This window comes from Amycolatopsis sp. NPDC034160, from assembly GCF_055575355.1.
The window spans coordinates 42,689-60,007 of the sequence record NZ_JBVISU010000005.1 but is presented as its reverse complement, the minus strand read 5'-3'; the positions used below and the strand labels follow the sequence as shown (position 1 = coordinate 60,007).

The following is a 17,319-nucleotide window of genomic DNA, read 5'->3' as shown; positions in this document are numbered from 1 at the left end:
GGCTCCACCAATGGTAGGAATGCCTGGTGACCGAACCGAATCTGATCGAAGCAGCCGCCGAAGAGGCAGTCACGCTCACCAGCGAACTGATCCGCATCGACACCACCAACACGGGTGATCCCGACACGCTGGTCGGCGAACGCGCCGCCGCGGAGTACGTCGCCGAGAAGCTGACCGACGCGGGCTACGAGATCACCTATGTGGAGTCCGGCGGCAAGGACCGGCACAACGTCATCGTGCGGCTGCCGGGCGCGGACCCCTCCCGCGGCGCGCTCCTGATCCACGGTCATCTCGACGCCGTCCCCGCCGACGCTTCGGAGTGGTCGGTGCACCCGTTCTCCGGCGCGATCCAGGACGACTACGTCTGGGGTCGTGGCGCGGTGGACATGAAGGACATGTGCGGAATGGCGCTCGCGCTGGCCCGCCACTACAAGATCAACGGCATCGTGCCGCCGCGCGACCTCGTCTTCGCCTTCCTCGCCGACGAAGAGGCGGGCGGCAAGTACGGGGCGCAGTGGCTGGTCGAGAACCGCCCTGAGCTGTTCGAGGGCGTCACCGAGGCGATCAGCGAGGTCGGCGGCTTCTCGATCACGCTGAAGGACAACGTCCGCGCGTACCTCATCGAGACGGCCGAAAAGGGCATCCGCTGGATGAAGCTGCGAGTGCGCGGCACCGCCGGTCACGGTTCGATGATCCACCGCGACAACGCCGTCACCAAGCTGTCCGAGGCCGTCGCCCGGCTCGGCAACCACCGTTTCCCGCTGGTCATGACCGACTCCGTCCGCGAGTTCCTGGACGGCGTCACCGAGATCACCGGCTGGGACTTCCCCGAGGACGACATCGAGGGGTCCGTCGCCAAGCTGGGGAACATCTCCCGGATGATCGGCGCGACCCTGCGTGACACGGCGAATCCGACGATGCTGACCGCCGGGTACAAGTCGAACGTCATCCCGTCGGTCGCGGAGGCCTCGGTCGACTGCCGGATCCTTCCCGGCCGTCTCGAAGCGTTCAACGCCGAGCTTGAGGAGATCCTCGGCCCGGACATCGAGAAGGAGTGGATGGAGCTGCCGCCGGTCGAGACGACCTTCGACGGCGCACTCGTCGACGCGATGACCGCCGCGGTCCTCGCCGAGGATCCGGGCGCCCGCACGCTCCCGTACATGCTCTCCGGCGGCACGGACGCGAAGTCGTTCCAGTCGCTCGGGATCCGCAACTTCGGGTTCGCCCCGCTGCAGCTGCCCGCCGACCTCGACTTCTCGGCCCTGTTCCACGGGGTCGACGAGCGCGTCCCGGTCGACGCGCTGAAGTTCGGGGTGCGCGTGCTCGACCGCTTCCTGCGCTCGTCCTGATGCCCGGTCTGCTGGTCGCCGACGGAACACCCCTGCACTTCGAGCGCTGGGGTGCTTCGTCGGCGCCGGTGACCGTAGTGCTCCTTCACGGGTACGCCCTCGACAGGCGAAGCTGGCGCGCCATCGCGCCGGTACTCGCCGAAGCAGGGGAGGAGCCGATCGCGGTGCTGGCCTACGACCAGCGCGGACACGGCGAATCCGGGGACGTCCGGCCCGCGTCGGCGACCATGGGGCACCTGGCCGACGATCTGGCGGAGATCCTGGACAAGGTGCTCCCCGAAGGCCGGGTCGTTCTCGTCGGTCATGACATGGGCGGTCTCGCGATCCTGTCGCTCGCCCAACGTCACCCGGAGGTCTTCACGGCCAGAGTGGCGGGTATCGGCCTGCTCGCCATGTCGGCGGGCGGCGTCACCCCGGACGCGATCTGGCCGAACGCGCTCGGGAAACTCGGCCGTGACCTGGAAATGGTCTTCGGGACGAAGCTGATCGGGCTGGTGCGGGACCGTACGAGCAAGGCGGTGACCGCCGGGCTGCGCTGGTGGCTTTTCGGCGACGACCCGGTGCCCGGCGATGTCGAACTGACCGTGCGGATGATCCGCGGCAACTGGCCGCAGACGGTGTCGGCCTTCCGTCCGGCACTGGACGCCTACACGCGGGAAACGGCCTTGTCGCAGGTCGGCTCGGTGCCGGTGACCGCGATCGTCGGCGAGCGCGACAAACTGGTGCCCACGGCCGACGTCGAGGAACTGGCAGGCGCGGTGGAGAACGGGACGGCGGTGGTGCTGCCCGGTGTCGGGCACGTGGTCCCGCTGGAGGCGGCCCCGCAGGTGGTGCCGCGTCTGGTGGCACTCGCGAACCAGGCGCGCCGACAAGCATAGCTTCCTTGACAAATTCTCTTTTCGGTGGCACCTTCTTGTCATGTACTCCGTTGCGGTGATCGAGGACGCGGAAGCGGCCGAAGTGTCGCTGGATCCCGTCCGGGCCCGGCTGCTCGCCGAACTCGCCGAACCGGCTTCGGCCACGATGCTGGCCGGCCGGATCGACCTGCCGAGACAGAAGGTGAACTACCACCTGCGCGCGCTGGAGAGGCACGGACTGGTCGAGCTCGTCGAGGAGCGGCGCAAGGGCAACGTCACCGAACGCATGATGCGCGCGACGGCGTCGTCCTATGTGATCTCGCCGATCGCGTTGTCCGCGGTGCAGCCCGACCCGGCCCGGTCGCCGGACCGGTTGTCCGCACGCTGGCTGCTCGCGGTCGCGGGCAGGCTGGTGCGCGACGTCGGCCTGCTGATCACCGGTTCGGTCAAGGCGCGCAAACGGGTCGCGACCTTCGCGATCGACGGCGAGGTGCGGTTCTCCTCCGCGGCCGACCGGGCCGCGTTCGCCGAAGAGTTGACCGTCGCGATCTCGAACCTGGTGAGCAAATACCACGACGAAGGCGCCGAGCAGGGCCGCGACCACCGGATCGTGGTCGCCGTCCACCCGAGCGTCAAAACCGAGCCCGAGGAGCGCTGAGTGGGGCACGAATTCGAGATCACCGAACGCGCCGAAGTCGACGCGACACCGGAACAGGTCTGGGACGCCATCGCGACCGGACCCGGGATCACGTCGTGGTTCATGGGGCGCAATGAGGTCGACGGCGGGGTCGGCGGCACCGTGAAGACCGCGTTCGGCGACTACGAACCCGCTTCCGCGATCACCTCGTGGGATCCGCTGGAGCGGCTCGTCTATGGCACGGAGCCGACGCCTGACGGACGATTCGTGGCCTACGAGTTCCTGATCGAAGGCCGCGCCGGTGGCAGTACGGTGTTGAGGGCCGTCACCAGCGGCTTCCTTCCCGGCGACGACTGGGAAGACGAGTTCGAGGCGATGACCGCCGGTGGCGAGCTCTTCTTCCGCACCCTGGTCGAATACCTCACCAACTTCGCCGGGCGGAAGGCCGTGCCGGTGACGGTGTTCGGGCCGATGATCCAGGACTGGGACAGCGCGTGGCTGACCCTCGGCCGGGAACTCGGCCTGGCAGGCCGGCCGGAGACGGGGGACCGGATCCGGCTTTCGACCGGGTCGATGTCCACTGTGGACGGCGAGGTCTACCTGGCGAACGCGCAGACCGTCGGGATCCGGACCGCGGACGCGTTCTTGCGGTTCGTACGCGGCTTCGGAGGGGCGATGGTCGCGATGCATCACCTGTTCGGCGATGTCGACCCCGCGAAGCCGGACAAGATCTGGGCGGACTGGCTCGCCCGCGTGTTCAGGTGATCAGGCCGGGCAGGGGATTGGCGGTGCGCTTGCGGCGCAACCACACCCTTCGCGTCCCATCGGAGTAGAGCCGGACGGTCGAGAGCTCCCAGCCGGCGAACTCGGCGTGGATCGACAGCTGCGTCGCCGCCGCCCGCCGGGAAACACCGGGCGGCAACTGCAGCCGCCGGTACTCCCAATCCCCTTCGACCACCGCCTCGTCCACAACTGTCATGGCGTGATCACCTGGATCCCTTCTCCGATGGCCGAGCCGACGACCACGCGGCCGCTCTGCTCGTCGACGGTGACCGAATCTGGCTGCCGCAAGGTGGGGAACCGGTGCTTCTCGATCGGTTCGCCGCCGCGGACGTCGAAGCCGACGACCTCGTTGCGTCCGGTGAGGGTGACCCAGACGAGGCCTCGGGCGCGGTCGTAGGCGATGCCGTACGCCCCGCCGGGGACGGGGAAACGCTGGCGCAGCAGCAACGGCGTCGTGGAGAACGCCAGCAACGCGCCCGCTCGCGCGTCGGTGACGAAGACGCGCCCGAAGTCGTCGGTGACCGCGTTGGCCGCGCCGTCGCCCGCGCGCAGGCCCTCGCCGATCTTGCCCTCGGTGAGATCCACGGAGAACAGCGCGGTGCGCAGCTTGTCCAGCACGACCACACCGTCACCGGTGTTCAGCACGTCGTCGGCGCTGTAGATCTGGCCCGTGATGGTCTTGGGGCCCGCGTTCTTGGACAGCACTTCGAGGACCTTGCGGTCACGGACCGCGACCAGCGTCGCGTCGCCGTCGGCGAGACCGGCCGACGGCTGCCCCGTGACGGGGATCGTCTCGAGCGCGCCGCCGGGAAGGGAGACCTTCGCCAGCACGCTCTTGTCCGGGACGCTGGCGATCACTTGCGAAGCCGAGACGGTGAGCCGCTCGGCCGGACCGGGCAGGGCCACGGTCGTCCTCGGGGCGTCCAGGGCCGCGAGGTCGTAGACGCGCAGCGACGGCGGATCCGAGACGGCCACGACCAGCGTCTTGCTCGCCTCGTCGGTGACCAGCGCCTTCACCCCGGGTGCGGCGAACACCGAGCCCGCCGGCTTGGTCGTCACGGCGGGGGAGACGGCCGCGGTCGCCGCGACCGGGTTCTGCACGATCTGCAGGGTGTCGTTCGGAGTGTCGTCCGTACCGCACGACGAGAGCACCAGGGCGCCGACGAGCGGGATCGCGATCCGGGAAACGGCGGACAGCCGACCCACGTTGGTGCCTCCACCTGCTACTTGTCGAACGGACCTGTCCAGCATCCCCCAGGAACCCGACCGCGTCACGTCTGCGTCACTCAACAGTCACCTAAACCACTCACTGAGACGGCTCACAGGCCGCGTTCCGGATATCCGACGTCGATCGCGCTGACGTCGTCGAGCGCCGATCGGATGGCGGGCGGGAGCGTGATCTCCTCGGCCGTGAGCGACCCGGTCAGCTGACCGGTGTCACGGGCCCCGACCACGGGTGCGACCACTCCCGGCCGGTCACGGACCCAGGCCAGCGCGACGGCCAGCGGTGAGGTGCCGAGGCCGTCGGCGGCAGTCGCGACCGCCTGCACGATCCTGGCCGCGCGGTCGGTCCGGTGATGTTCGACATAGCCGGCGTAAACACTCGAAGCGCCGCGCGAATCGGCGGGTGTGCCGGTGCGGTATTTGCCGGTGAGCACACCCCGGCCGAGCGGCGCCCAGGGCAGGATCCCGATGCCGTGGTGTTCGGCCGCCGGGACCACCTCGCGGTCGACCCCGCGCTCCAGCAGGGAGTACTCGACCTGTGTCGAGACCAGCGGGGCGACGGCGGAACTGCGCGCCGCGGCCGTCGCCAGCTGCCAGCCGCAGTAGTTGGAGACGCCGACGTAGCGGACCTTGCCGCTGGAAACGGCGTACTCGAGAGCGGCGAGGGTCTCGTCGACCGGCACTGTGGTGTCCCAGGCGTGCAGCTGCCAGAGATCGATGTGGTCGGTGCCGAGGCGGCGCAGCGAGCCTTCGAGCGCGCTCAGCAGTGCGCCGCGCGACGCGCCGCCGCCGAACGGGCCGTCGGTGCGGCGGGCGACGGCCTTGGTGGCGAGCACGATGTCGTCCCGCGGCACGAGATCGCCGAGCAGCGCGCCGAGAACGCGTTCGCTCTCGCCCTCGGTGTAGATGTCGGCGGTGTCCACCAGGGTGCCCCCGGCGTCGACGAACGCGACCAGCTGGCTGGCCGCCTCCTCGGAGTCGGTGTCGCCACCCCACGTCATGGTCCCGAGGGCCATCCGCGAGACCCGCAGTCCCGACCGGCCGAGCTGTCGCTTTTCCACGACGGGCGAGCCTAGCCGGAAGGCAAGTGCGGGACACGGAGCAGGTGAGCGTGTCGTGATCGAGTACCACCGGCCGGGTCACCGCGGTGTCAACACCCTGAACGGAGGAGTGGCACCCGGCTGGATACATTCACGCCGTGCGACTCGGACTGAATTTGGGCTATTGGGGCGCGGGCAACGACGCGGCCAACCTGGCATTGGCGAAGAAGGCGGACGAACTGGACTACGCGGTCGTGTGGGCCGCGGAGGCCTACGGTTCGGACGCGCCGACGGTGCTGGCGTGGGTGGCGGCGCAGACCTCACGGATCGACGTCGGCAGTGCGGTGCTGCAGATCCCGGCGCGGACGCCGGCGATGACCGCGATGACCGCCGCGACCCTGGACACGCTTTCGGGTGGCCGGTTCCGCCTCGGCCTCGGTGTTTCCGGCCCGCAGGTCTCCGAAGGCTGGCACGGCGTGAAGTTCGCGTCGCCACTCGGCCGCACACGCGAATACGTCGAGATCGTCCGCAAGGCGCTGGGCCGGGAGCGGGTCAAGTACGACGGCGACCACTTCCAGCTGCCGCTGCCCGGCGGGCCCGGCAAGGCGCTGACGCTGACCGTGCACCCGGTGCGTGAAGAAATTCCCCTGTACCTGGCCGCCATCGGGCCGAAGAACCTCGAACTGACCGGTGAGATCGCCAACGGCTGGCTGCCGGTGTTCTTCTCGCCCGAGCACGCCGGCGAGCAGCTCAAGCTGATCCAGGCGGGTGCGGACAAGGCCGGGCGTTCCCTCGACGGCTTCGACGTCGTCCCCACCGTCCCGCTCGTGGTCGGTGACGACTGGAAGGCCTGCGCCGACGCGGTCCGCGGGTACGCGGCGCTGTACATCGGCGGGATGGGCAGCCGGGAGAAGAACTTCTACAACCAGCTCGCCTGCCGAATGGGCTTCGAGCGCGAAGCGGCCGACGTTCAGCAGAAGTACCTCGGCAAGGACTACGCGGGCGCCATGGCCGCCGTCCCGCTCGAGTTCATCGACGCGACGTCGCTGCTGGGGCCGAAGGAACGGATCGCGGACCGGATGCAGGCCTTCGCCGGGGCGGGGGTCACGACGTTGACCGTCGCGCCCTCCATGCCGGACCCGGAGAGCTCCGCACGTGCTCTCGAGACCGCGGCCGAGGCGATCGAACTGGCCGGTGTCGCCTGATGGGATGGTTCGAAGCACTGGTCCTCGGCCTCGTCCAGGGCCTGACCGAGTTCCTGCCGATCTCTTCGAGCGCGCACCTGCGGATCACCGCGGCGCTCGCGGGCTGGGACGATCCGGGCGCGGCGTTCACCGCGGTGACCCAGATCGGCACCGAACTCGCGGTCATCCTGTACTTCTCGGCCAAGATCGGGAAGATCCTCCGAGCCTGGTTCTTCTCGATCTACAAGAAAGACTGGCGGCAGGACCCCGACGCCAAGCTGGGCTGGCTGATCATCGTCGGCTCGCTGCCGATCGTCGTGCTGGGCCTGCTGCTGCAGGACGCGATCGACGAAACCTTCCGTGACCTGCGGATCACCGCGACCACGCTGATCGTGTTCGGCCTGATCCTCCTGGTGGCCGACCGCATCGGAAAGCAGGAGCGGACCCTCGACCACCTGACCGTTCCGCACGGTCTCGGGTTCGGCTTCGCGCAGGCGCTGGCGCTGATCCCGGGTGTCTCCCGCTCCGGTGGCACCACCAGCGCCGGGCTGCTGCTCGGCTACACCCGCGCGGAAGCCGCGGAGTACTCGTTCCTGCTGGCGCTGCCGGCGGTGTTCGGCTCGGGGCTGTACAAGCTCACCGACATCGGCAAGGACGGCGCCCCGGCGCAATGGGGTCCGACGATCCTGGCGACGCTGGTCGCGTTCGGCGTCGGCTACGCCGTCATCGCGTGGCTGATGTCCTATATCAAGACCAAGAGCTTCGTGCCGTTCGTGATCTACCGGCTCGTGCTCGGTGTCCTGCTGTTCGTGCTGATCTTCACCGGCGTCCTCGACCCGGGGGCCGGTCCGCATCTGTAAACCCCACGCGTTTCGTCCTCTGGATGCGGTCCTTGCGCGTGCAACCACCGCATTCAGAGGACGAAACGCAAGGTCCGGCAAAGCGCGACACGTAGGGTGGGCCACGTGAGTACTGTGATCCTTCTGCGCCACGGCAAGTCCACGGCGAACGGTTCGGGCGTCCTCGCCGGGCGCACGCCCAAGGTCGGCCTGGACGACACCGGCCGGGCGCAGGCGGCCGCGCTGGTCGACCGGCTGGCGCCGGTGCCGCTGGCCGAACTGGTGGTGTCGCCGATGCTCCGCTGCCGTCAGACGGTCGCGAAGCTGGCCGAGGCACGGGGCCTGGACAAGGTCAAAGAGCCCGGTTTGTCCGAAGTGGACTACGGCGAATGGACGGGCCGCGCGCTCAAGGACCTGTTTTCCGAACCTCTGTGGAAGGTCGTGCAGGCGCATCCCTCGGCCGCGGTCTTCCCCGGTGGCGAAGGACTGGCCGAGATGCAGGCCCGCTCGGTCGCGGCCGTCCGCGCGCACGACGCCCGGATCACCGCGAAACACGGGGACAACGCGGTGTGGCTCTTATGCAGCCATGGCGATGTGATCAAGGCGATCCTCGCCGACGCGCTCGGCCAGCACCTCGATTCCTTCCAGCGGATCGTGGTCGACCCCGGTTCGGTTTCGGTCGTCCGCTACACCGAGACTCGTCCGTTCGTGTTGCGCGTCAACGACAACGGCGGCGACCTCACCGGGATCGCCCCACCGGAACCCCCGGCCAAAGCCAAGCGCCGCAAGGGAAAGCAGAGCTCCGACGCGGTGGTGGGCGGTACCACCGGAGCGTGACCATCGCCGACGTCGGCGTCACCGCCACGGACGGCATCCACCGGCCCCTCGCTGCCCGTAAGGTGGCCAGACCAGCAGATTCGACGACCCGGGAGCAACACCGATGATTTCGCAGGACAACCCGTTCGCCGCGCCGAGTGAGCTGCCCTACGCCCTTCCTCCGTTCGACCGGATCGCCGACGAGCACTTCCTGCCCGCCTTCGAAGCCGGACTCGCCGAGCACACCGCGGAGATCGACGAAATCGCCGGTTCGCCCGAGCCGCCGACCTTCGAGAACACCATCGTCGCGCTGGAGGAGTCCGGCAGGCTGTTGTCCCGCGTCTCCAGCGTGTTCTTCAACCTCGCGGGGTCCAACGCGAACGACGAGATCCAGCGCGTGCAGGCCGAGATGGCGCCGCGGCTGGCCGCGCACGCCGACGCCATCAACCTGAACCCGGCGCTGTTCGCCCGGATCAACACCCTGTTCGAGCGTCGGGCTGAACTCGGTCTCGACCCCGAGTCGCTGCGCCTGCTGGAACGGCACCACACCGACGTCCGCCGCGCCGGGGCCGGTCTTCCCGAAGCCGACCAGAAGCGGCTGCGCGCGCTGAACGAACAGCTCTCGACGCTGTCGACCCGGTTCCAGCAAAACCTGCTCAAGGACACCAACGAACTCGCCGTGGTCGTCGACGACGTCAAGGAACTCGCCGGGCTCACCGACGACGCCATCGCCACCGCCGCCGAGACCGCGGGCGAGGAGGGCAAATACGTCCTGAAGCTGACCCTGCCGACCGCACAGGCGGCGCTGGCGTCGCTGGAGGACCGCGCGCTGCGTGAGCGGATCTTCACCGCGTCGGTGTCGCGCGGCAATCGGGGCAACGAGTTCGACAACAACCGGCTCGTGGCCGAACTGGCCCGGCTGCGCGCCGAACGCGCCGCCGTGCTCGGTTTCCCCGACCACGCCTCGTACGTCATCGAAGACGAGACGGCGAAGACCGCCGAGGCCGCTGTCGGTCTGCTGGAACGCCTCGCACCGGTCGCGGTCGCCAACGCCAAGGCGGAGGCCGAAGAGCTGCAGCGCTACCTCGAAGCCGACATCCCCGGCGCGATCCTGCGGCCTTGGGACTGGGCGTTCTACGCCGAACGCGTCCGCAAGGACCGGTTCGATGTCGACACCGCCGCGCTGCGCCCGTACTTCGAGCTGAACCGAGTACTGACCGACGGCGTCTTCTTCGCCGCGTCCAAGCTCTACGGCCTGAGCTTCACCGAGCGCGAAGACCTGCCGAAGTACCACCCCGAGGTCCGGATCTTCGAGGTCTTCGACGCCGACGGCGCCGAACTCGGCCTGTTCCTGATGGATTACTACGCCCGCGACTCCAAGCGCGGCGGCGCCTGGATGAACAACTTCGTCGACCAGACGAAGCTGTTGGGCACCAAGACGGTCGTGGTGAACGTCCTCAACGTCGCCAAGCCGCCGGCGGGGGAGCCGACCCTGCTGACCTTCGACGAGGTCGTCACCGCCTTCCACGAGTTCGGGCACGCCCTGCACTCGCTGCTTTCCGACGTCGAGTACCCGACGTTCTCCGGCACCAACGTCCCGCGTGACTTCGTCGAGTACCCCTCGCAGGTCAACGAAATGTGGATGCTGTGGCCCGAGGTGCTGGCCAACTACGCCAAGCACCACGTGACCGGTGAACCGCTGCCGCAGGAGCAGATCGACAAGCTCCTGGCCTCGCAGCAATACGGCGAAGGGTTCTCCACGACCGAATACCTCGCTGCGTCCCTGTTGGACCAGGCGTGGCACGCGCTCGGCACCGACGACACCATCGACGACGTCCAGCGGTTCGAGGCCGAGGCGCTGACCAAGGCCGGGGTCGCGCTGGAGGCCGTGCCGCCGCGCTACCGCACCACCTACTTCGCGCACGTCTTCAGCGGTGGCTACAGCGCCGGGTACTACTCCTACATCTGGAGCGAGGTCCTCGACGCGGACACCGTCCAGTGGTTCCGCGAGAACGGCGGGCTCACCAGGGAGAACGGCGACCACTTCCGCCGTGAACTGCTCGGGCGGGGTGGCAGCGTCGACCCGATGGCAGCGTTCCGCGCGTTCCGTGGCCGTGACCCGGAGATCGAGCCGCTGCTCAAGCGCCGCGGCCTCGCCGGTGCCTGACGACCACTTGCTGTTCGCGAGCGGGTCGGCGCGTGATGGCCCCCTTCCTTGCGCCTAGCGCAAGGAAGGGGGCCATCACGTACTTCACGACAGCAAGGCGCAGGCACGAGTAGGTACCTAAGACAGGGTTCGCTGGAACCCGAATTGCCACTCACGAGCCGCCTATTCGGAGTGCGCGCCGCTGCCCGGCCGTCGAGAGTGCGGTAGGGCGGTGGCCGGGGCAGGGGAGCGGTTCTTCGCCACGGAACCGGCGGGCCCTATCCTGCGACTGGGCTTCGCGGCCACCGCCGATCTGGTCGATCTCGACGAAGGCATCCGCCGGCTCGGCGAAATCAAGAAGAAGTGTATAACGACCTATACGGCGGGCCAGTGGCGTTGTCCCACTCGCTCGAGGATGTCGGCGCCTGCCGGGTCGGCGTTGAGTGCGTCCTCGAAAGTTTCCTTGGGTAGCACGGTGTTCCCGGCGAGGGTCACCGTCTTGGGTGCGTTGTCGTAACCGTCGGGCAGGGCGTCCCAGAAGTTGCCGATGAAAGCGACGTTCTCCATCGGCGGTCCCACGTGAAGCACGATCGGGGTGTCGGCGCCGTGGACGATGTTCCCGATCACGGTGATCCACGCGGCGCCGTAGTCGGCGTAGAGCCCGAAGTTGTACGAGGTGAGCACGTCCCGGATGACGTTGCCGCGGACCACCGCGCCACTGGCGAACGAAGAGCCCTGTGGCGCGGACAGGTAGATCCCGCCGCCGTCCATGAGCTTCCCCATGCTGCGTTCGACGAGGTTTCCGATCACCCGCGTGTCCCTGGCCCGTTCGCCGCCGGTGACCACGATGCCGTTGTGCGGGACGTCGCGGATCTCGTTGTGCGCCACGGTCGTCTCCTCGGATTCGACCACGAGGACGGCGGGCGAGCCGCGGTACTCGGTGCCGGTGCGGTGGGCGAGGTTGTCCTCGATCGACACCCGGGTGCTCGAGTGGACGGCGATCCCGCTTCCGGAGATCTCGTCGAAGACGTTCCGGTGGACCTCGACGTCGGCACAGTCGTCGATCAGCAGACCGCCCGCACCGAGGCGGGTGAAGTGGTTGTTCTCCAATACGATCCGGTTGGCCGAGGCGAAGCTGACGTTGGCGGGCAACTGAACCGGGGTGGCCGGGACGTGGACGTAGCCGACATCCGCGCCGAGATCGATCTTCTGGAACTCGCCGTGTTCGTAGCGGGCATTCCCGTGATAGTGCAGGTAGCCACCGGTGCGAGTGGGTCCTGACCAGCCCGCGTCGGCGAAGGTGAAGCCGCGTAGCACGATGTCGTGCACACCCTGTCCGCTGACGAGCGTTTCGAGTACGGGGGCGACGACACTCGTCTTGCCGATCTCTTCCCCGGTTCGTGGGCGATAGTGCAGGACATGGGCGCCCGGCTCGGTGTGGTCGACGGCGAAGGTACCTGGCTCGGTCAGGAAGGCCACGTTGTTCTCGAGGACGGAAGGCGCGGCGAGGCCGTCCCAGGTGCCGTCTCCACCGGCGCCGTACCACTTCGAGTCGTAGAGGGACCCGGCATGGCCGAAGGCGGGCTGAGCCATGGTGATGGTGGTCGAGGTGTCGTCGCCGGTGATCGAAGCGACCGCGAGGCGGGCCTCGGACCACGGGTAGACGCCGGGGTAGACGAACTCCACTCCAGAGGCATCCGGCCAGGACTGCGGCTCCAGACTGTCCGTGACGTAACCAGCGCCAGTTTTCGTCACACTTCCGGGGAGTCCGGCCCGTGCCGCGCGCGTCGCCGGGAGGCCGTCGACGGAAAGACGTCGTGGTTCGAGGTCTTCGATCGGCGCGGTCCAGACGCCGTCGTCGCGTGCTGACCAGCCGGTGATCACCCGGCCGCCGTTCAATTCGACCTTTGCCTGCTCCGGCGTTCCGTAGCCGTGGGCCTGGTAGAGCACGCGGAAGCCGTTCTTGCCGGAGTCGGATCGCGCGTCGTCGAAGGCAAGGGGTTCTTCGAGGTGGTAGACACCTGCTGAGAAGGTGACGATGATGTCCCCCGTCATCTCGGCGGTGACGGAGCGGACGGCGCCTTGTACTCCTTTCGGTGTGGCGAAAGGTCGGTCGGCGGTACCGGGCCAGTCGTCCCGGCCGTCGGGGGACACGTGGAACCTGATTTCAGGCATGTTGAAGTGCTCCGAGGTGTTGTTTATGGGATATACTGAGGTTTATCAGCTAAACACGCAAGAGCGATGAGCGTCAAGGGGAACAGGGTGGCGGAAGAGGACGCGCAGGCGGACCCGGAGCGCGCGATCGAGCTGCTCTGGGGTGCACCTGGGCCGGATCGGCCAGGATTGAGTCTCGGCAGGATCGTCGCCGCGGCGATCGAGGTCGCCGACGAGGAAGGGCTCAACGCGCTGTCGATGCGCAAGGTCGCGGAACGGTTCGGCACCACCACGATGTCGCTCTACCGGTACGTTCCCGGCAAGGCCGAACTGGTGGAACTCATGCGCGACGCCGTGTACGGCGAACTCCCACTGGAGTCCGCGGCCGGACTCGGCTGGCGAGCCGGTCTCGAACGCTGGGCGCGGCGGGCGTGGGAACTGCACCGACGGCATCCCTGGCTGGTCCACAGCGCCGGGACCCGCCGCCTTCCTGGGCCGAACATCATGGCCGGCTACGACCACGCCCTCGACGTCGCGTCGCGCAGCGATTTGGCGCCCGCGCAGGTGATCGCCGTGGTGAATCTGGTGGGCGGCTTCGTCGAGTCCGTCGCGCGGCAGGCGGGGGAGACCGCGGAACTCCAGCGGAGCACGGGTATCTCCCACGAACGCTGGTGGAGCGAACGCGAGTCCCTGTTCGAGCGTCTCGACGCCTACCCTGCCTTGGAAAAGTTGTGGCGGAGCGGAGGAATGGACGCGCCGCTCGACCCCTTCGAGTTCGGGCTGCAACGCACGCTGGACGGCGTGCAGATGCTCGTCGACAGCCAGGGGAGTGAGGTAATGCGTGATAAAACTGGGGGAGGGGAGTGCGTCATGTGCGGCAAAGTCCTGGACGGGGGAGGCCGGGGCAGGCCGCGCGACTACTGCTCAAGGGCGTGCCAGCAGCGCGCCTACCGCCGACGTCGGGCCACCCAGCCCTGAGATGTTAAGTGTATAACGACCTATACAGGCTGACAATAAACAAAATTGATCCAAGTCAGAAAAGAAAAGATCCGCAAAGATCATCAGAGGGGTCTGGCTAGAGTTGACCTGTGATCACCGAGGTCTTGCTGGAACAGGCCGAGAGCGTTCGGACACCGGTGCTCTTCGAGGGTTTTCTCGAACCGGGAGCGCAGGCGGCCCAGGCACTTCTCGTGCTGGGGAAGGTCGCCCGCACGCGGTTCTGGATACCACCGTCCATGGTGAACCGGCTCATCGCCGAATCCGATCCGGTGTTCACCGCGGACCCGGTCGCGGTCAGTTCGAGCAGCGCGGTGGACCATTTGTCCTCGTTGCGGACGTACTTGTCGAAGGCCGCGAAGCTGGTGTCACCGGTGCCTTCGACCGTGAGCAGTTCCCAGAGTTCGGTGAGGGCTTCGGGTTCGATCCGGAGGCGTTCGGCGAGGGGTTTGCCGCCGAAGCGGCCGGCCCAGCGAAACCAGCCCGCGTAGTAGTCGGGTGTCCGGAGGGGTTCGAGGTCGCCGTCGAGGACCATGCGGCGGATGGCTTCCCAGGCGGTCTGGTTCCGGATCAGGCGCAGGGCCATCGTCTTGCGTTCGGCGAGCGGCCGGTCCTGTAGGACGCGTTCGAGGATCGTGGGTGAGGCGATCCAGAGTTTGCCGAGGAGTGGGTCGGAGGCGGGGAGGGCGGTCCAGAGCGCGGTCGCGGCTTGCTGGCCCTTGAGCGGGTCCCGAGCGCCGTAAGTGTTGGGCTTGACCTCGGTGAACTCGCTGCTGTCCTTGAACACGGCCAGGAGGTGGGGGATCAGGGCTTTCCGCTCGGCGAGGGGGAGCGCGAGGGCCCGGGTGAGGACTTCCGACGGCTGGCCGGTGAGGAGCGCGTTCAGGGGCACGGGTCCATTGTGTCGTGTAGAGGTACATGAAGGCCCCCTTCCTTGCGTTAGACGCAAGGAAGGGGGCCTTCATGTACCTCTACACAGCCGCTCACAAGGTTGGTGGGGTCAGAGCGCGGCGAGTCTGCCGAAGCCGTCGGATCCGTGGCCGGTGTCGATCGCTCGTTGCACTTGGGCGCGGGCCGCGGTGAGGACGCCGTTGTCGAGGTCGCGGGCCCGGATGGTGTCGAGGATGTGGTCCATCGTCGCCGCTGTGGAGGTGAGTGTGCCGTGGTCGCCGGGGTATCGGTCCGAGGAGACCTGGCCGGCGAGGAGGTCGATCATGTCCGGGAAGAACCCGAGTAGTGCCTTCGCGTGCGTGGCGATGTCATTGGCGTCGATGTTCTCGGCTTTGGCGAGGGCGAGCATGTGGATCACGCCGCTCATGGAGGTCCAGAGCATGTCCTGCAGGGACGCGTCGAAGGCGGCGGCCCGGCCGGGGTCGTCGCCGACGTACTGCGCGTTCTCGCCGAGGGCGGCGAGGGTGCCCCTGTGCTTCTCGTAGACCTCGGCGGGGCCGCTGTAGAAGAAGGCGGCGTCCGGGCCGCCGATCGCGTCGGTGGTCGCCACGATGACGCCGTCGAGGTAGTCGATGCCGTGGTCCGCCGCCCAAGCGGCGAGTTCGCGGGCCTGCCGTGGTGAGCCGCCGGTGACGTTGACGAGGGTGCGGCCTTTGAGTGCGTCGGTGTCGAGGATGGACCGCGCCGCGCGGTAGTCCCGCACGCAGACGACGACGAGCGGGCTGGCCGCGATCGCCTCCGCCGCGGTCGTGGCGATGGTGGCGTGGAGGCCGTTTTCCTTGCCAGGAGTGCGATTCCACACGGTGGTGGGGTGGTGGGCGGTGGTGAACGCGGCGGCGAGGGCGTGGCCCATGGGGCCGAGTCCGAGGACGGTCACGGTGGTCATGGCGGCTAAGCTAAACCTTGACATTGACGTGAGAGTCAAGTCGGGAGAGCGGATGCGGATCGGGGAACTCGCGCGGCGGACGGGGGTCAGCGAGCGCGCGTTGCGGTATTACGAGGAGCAGGGGCTGCTGACGCCGGAGCGGCGGCCGAGTGGTTATCGCGTGTACGGCGACGCCGATGTGGCGGCGGTGCGGCGGATCAGGATTCTGCTGGGGGCCGGGTTGAACACCGCCCAGATCCTGGAGATTTTGCCGTGCATCGTCGATGAGGACGGCTGGCTGACGCCGGATTGTCCCGAGCTGGTCGATGCCTTGCGGCAGCAGCGTGACCGGATCGACGAGGCGATCGGCGAGCTGGAGACCACCCGCGCGAACCTCGACATGATCATCAAGGCGGGCTGACACGGAAAGGCGGCCGCGTCCCTAGGGGCGCGGCCGCCTTCGCGGAGTGGTTCAGGCTCAGATGAGGCCGAGCTTCTTCACGGCGTCACGCTCTTCGGCCAGTTCGTTGACCGAAGCGTCGATGCGTGCGCGCGAGAAGTCGTCGATCTCCAGGCCCTGGACGATCTTGTACTCGCCGTTCGCGGCGGTGACCGGGAACGAGGAGATCAGGCCTTCCGGGACACCGTAGGAGCCGTCGGAGACGACCGCCGCCGAGGTCCAGTCGCCTTCGGGGGTGCCGTTGACCCAGGTGTGGACGTGGTCGATGGCGGCGGAGGCGGCCGAAGCGGCGGAGGACAGGCCGCGGGCTTCGATGATCGCCGCGCCGCGCTTGGCGACGGTCGGGATGAAGTCGTCGGCGAGCCACTGCTGGTCGGTCAAGACCTCGGTCGCGGGCTTGCCGGACACCTCGGCGTGCGCGATCGACGGGTACTGGGTCGCGGAGTGGTTGCCCCAGATCGCGACCTTCTTCAGCTCGGTCACCGGTACGCCGAGCTTCTTCGACAGCTGCGCGAGGGCGCGGTTGTGGTCGAGGCGGGTCATGGCGGTGAAGCGCTCGGCCGGGACGTCGGGGGCGTGCGCCTGCGCGATGAGGGCGTTGGTGTTGGCCGGGTTGCCGACCACGAGGACCTTGATGTCGTCGGCCGCGCCGGCGTTGATGGCCTCGCCCTGCGGCTTGAAGATGCCGCCGTTGGCCTCGAGCAGGTCGCCGCGCTCCATGCCCTTGGCGCGGGGGCGGGCGCCGACGAGGAGTGCGACGTTCGCGCCCGAGAAGGCCTGCTTCGGGTCGTCGAAGATGTCGATGCCCGCGAGCAGCGGGAACGCGCCGTCTTCGAGTTCCATCGCGGTGCCCTCGGCCGCCTTGACCGCCTGCGGGATCTCCAGGAGCCGCAGCTTCACCGGGGTGTCTTGGCCGAGCAGCTGACCGGACGCGATGCGGAAGAGCAGCGCGTAGCCGATCTGGCCGGCCGCACCGGTGACGGTGACGTTGACAGGGGCTTGGGTCATTGCGGTTCTC

At 68.3% G+C, this 17,319-nt stretch carries 17 protein-coding genes; 10 read left to right on the top strand and 7 right to left on the bottom strand.

The genetic code is table 11. The features are described 5' to 3' along the window. Positions 1–26 precede the first annotated feature (26 nt). Genes ACZ54P_RS13670 through ACZ54P_RS13655 form a run of 4 tightly spaced genes read left to right on the top strand, consistent with a single transcriptional unit; the run spans position 27 to position 3,608 of the window. Positions 27–1,349, top strand: coding sequence for a M20/M25/M40 family metallo-hydrolase (locus ACZ54P_RS13670; RefSeq protein ID WP_465461846.1), 1,323 nt, complete (start codon positions 27–29; stop codon positions 1,347–1,349). After that, a complete protein-coding gene (locus ACZ54P_RS13665) occupies positions 1,349–2,227 on the top strand; it encodes an alpha/beta fold hydrolase (RefSeq protein ID WP_465461845.1) in 879 nt (292 codons plus the stop codon). The genes ACZ54P_RS13670 and ACZ54P_RS13665 overlap by 1 nt, the downstream gene beginning before the upstream one ends. 40 nt (positions 2,228–2,267) lie before the next feature. Beyond that, the gene (locus ACZ54P_RS13660; protein ID WP_465461844.1) at positions 2,268–2,864 is read left to right on the top strand and encodes a winged helix-turn-helix domain-containing protein; all 597 of its coding nucleotides are present in this window, start codon (positions 2,268–2,270) and stop codon (positions 2,862–2,864) included. Beyond that, positions 2,865–3,608 (top strand): SRPBCC family protein, encoded by a 744-nt coding sequence (locus ACZ54P_RS13655; RefSeq protein ID WP_465461843.1) that lies wholly within the window; start codon positions 2,865–2,867, stop codon positions 3,606–3,608. Here ACZ54P_RS13655 and ACZ54P_RS13650 read toward each other — a convergent pair. The 3 genes from ACZ54P_RS13650 to ACZ54P_RS13640 all read right to left on the bottom strand — a co-directional run bounded on the left by ACZ54P_RS13650 (position 3,601) and on the right by ACZ54P_RS13640 (position 5,911). Continuing rightward, positions 3,601–3,822: a DUF5703 family protein gene (locus ACZ54P_RS13650; protein ID WP_037311913.1), complete on the bottom strand. Its 222-nt coding sequence runs from the start codon at positions 3,820–3,822 to the stop codon at positions 3,601–3,603. The two genes, ACZ54P_RS13655 and ACZ54P_RS13650, sit on opposite strands and share 8 nt — an antisense overlap. Further along, positions 3,819–4,832, bottom strand: coding sequence for a YncE family protein (locus ACZ54P_RS13645; protein WP_465461842.1), 1,014 nt, complete (start codon positions 4,830–4,832; stop codon positions 3,819–3,821). Before ACZ54P_RS13645 ends, ACZ54P_RS13650 begins: the two co-directional genes overlap by 4 nt. A gap of 113 nt (positions 4,833–4,945) precedes the next feature. Then, positions 4,946–5,911 carry an aldo/keto reductase gene (locus ACZ54P_RS13640; protein WP_465461841.1) on the bottom strand — a complete coding sequence of 322 codons (966 nt, stop codon included), beginning with the start codon at positions 5,909–5,911 and terminating at the stop codon, positions 4,946–4,948. Positions 5,912–6,048: 137 nt separating this feature from the next. Here ACZ54P_RS13640 and ACZ54P_RS13635 point away from each other — a divergent pair, with 137 nt between their 5' ends. The 4 genes from ACZ54P_RS13635 (at position 6,049) to ACZ54P_RS13620 (ending at position 10,896) form a co-directional block, all read left to right on the top strand. Beyond that, positions 6,049–7,095 carry an LLM class F420-dependent oxidoreductase gene (locus tag ACZ54P_RS13635; protein ID WP_465461840.1) on the top strand — a complete coding sequence of 349 codons (1,047 nt, stop codon included), beginning with the start codon at positions 6,049–6,051 and terminating at the stop codon, positions 7,093–7,095. Continuing rightward, positions 7,095–7,934, top strand: coding sequence for an undecaprenyl-diphosphate phosphatase (locus ACZ54P_RS13630; protein WP_465461839.1), 840 nt, complete (start codon positions 7,095–7,097; stop codon positions 7,932–7,934). The genes ACZ54P_RS13635 and ACZ54P_RS13630 overlap by 1 nt, the downstream gene beginning before the upstream one ends. Positions 7,935–8,039: 105 nt before the next feature. After that, the gene (locus tag ACZ54P_RS13625) at positions 8,040–8,750 is read left to right on the top strand and encodes a histidine phosphatase family protein (protein WP_465461838.1); all 711 of its coding nucleotides are present in this window, start codon (positions 8,040–8,042) and stop codon (positions 8,748–8,750) included. A 103-nt stretch (positions 8,751–8,853) separates the two neighbouring features. After that, on the top strand, positions 8,854–10,896 hold the full coding sequence (locus tag ACZ54P_RS13620; protein WP_465461837.1) for a M3 family metallopeptidase: 2,043 nt from the start codon (positions 8,854–8,856) through the stop codon (positions 10,894–10,896). Between the two features lie 354 nt (positions 10,897–11,250). Here the strand turns inward: ACZ54P_RS13620 and ACZ54P_RS13615 are convergent, their stop codons facing one another. Continuing rightward, positions 11,251–13,050, bottom strand: coding sequence for a right-handed parallel beta-helix repeat-containing protein (locus ACZ54P_RS13615; RefSeq protein WP_465461836.1), 1,800 nt, complete (start codon positions 13,048–13,050; stop codon positions 11,251–11,253). Positions 13,051–13,116: 66 nt separating this feature from the next. Here ACZ54P_RS13615 and ACZ54P_RS13610 point away from each other — a divergent pair, with 66 nt between their 5' ends. Further along, positions 13,117–14,007, top strand: a complete 891-nt coding sequence (locus tag ACZ54P_RS13610; protein ID WP_465461835.1) for a TetR/AcrR family transcriptional regulator — start codon at positions 13,117–13,119, stop codon at positions 14,005–14,007. Positions 14,008–14,104: 97 nt separating this feature from the next. On the opposite strand, the gene ACZ54P_RS13605 is transcribed toward ACZ54P_RS13610, so the two are convergent. Both ACZ54P_RS13605 and ACZ54P_RS13600 read right to left on the bottom strand, forming a co-directional pair. Continuing rightward, the gene (locus ACZ54P_RS13605) at positions 14,105–14,917 is read right to left on the bottom strand and encodes a hypothetical protein (protein ID WP_465461834.1); all 813 of its coding nucleotides are present in this window, start codon (positions 14,915–14,917) and stop codon (positions 14,105–14,107) included. A 108-nt stretch (positions 14,918–15,025) separates the two neighbouring features. Beyond that, on the bottom strand, positions 15,026–15,862 hold the full coding sequence (locus ACZ54P_RS13600) for an NAD(P)-dependent oxidoreductase (protein ID WP_465461833.1): 837 nt from the start codon (positions 15,860–15,862) through the stop codon (positions 15,026–15,028). 52 nt (positions 15,863–15,914) lie between these two features. Between ACZ54P_RS13600 and ACZ54P_RS13595 the strand changes: the two genes are divergently transcribed. Further along, on the top strand, positions 15,915–16,262 hold the full coding sequence (locus tag ACZ54P_RS13595) for a MerR family transcriptional regulator (protein ID WP_465461832.1): 348 nt from the start codon (positions 15,915–15,917) through the stop codon (positions 16,260–16,262). A 57-nt stretch (positions 16,263–16,319) separates the two neighbouring features. Here the strand turns inward: ACZ54P_RS13595 and ACZ54P_RS13590 are convergent, their stop codons facing one another. Continuing rightward, on the bottom strand, positions 16,320–17,309 hold the full coding sequence (locus tag ACZ54P_RS13590; RefSeq protein ID WP_465461831.1) for a malate dehydrogenase: 990 nt from the start codon (positions 17,307–17,309) through the stop codon (positions 16,320–16,322). Positions 17,310–17,319 lie beyond the last annotated feature (10 nt).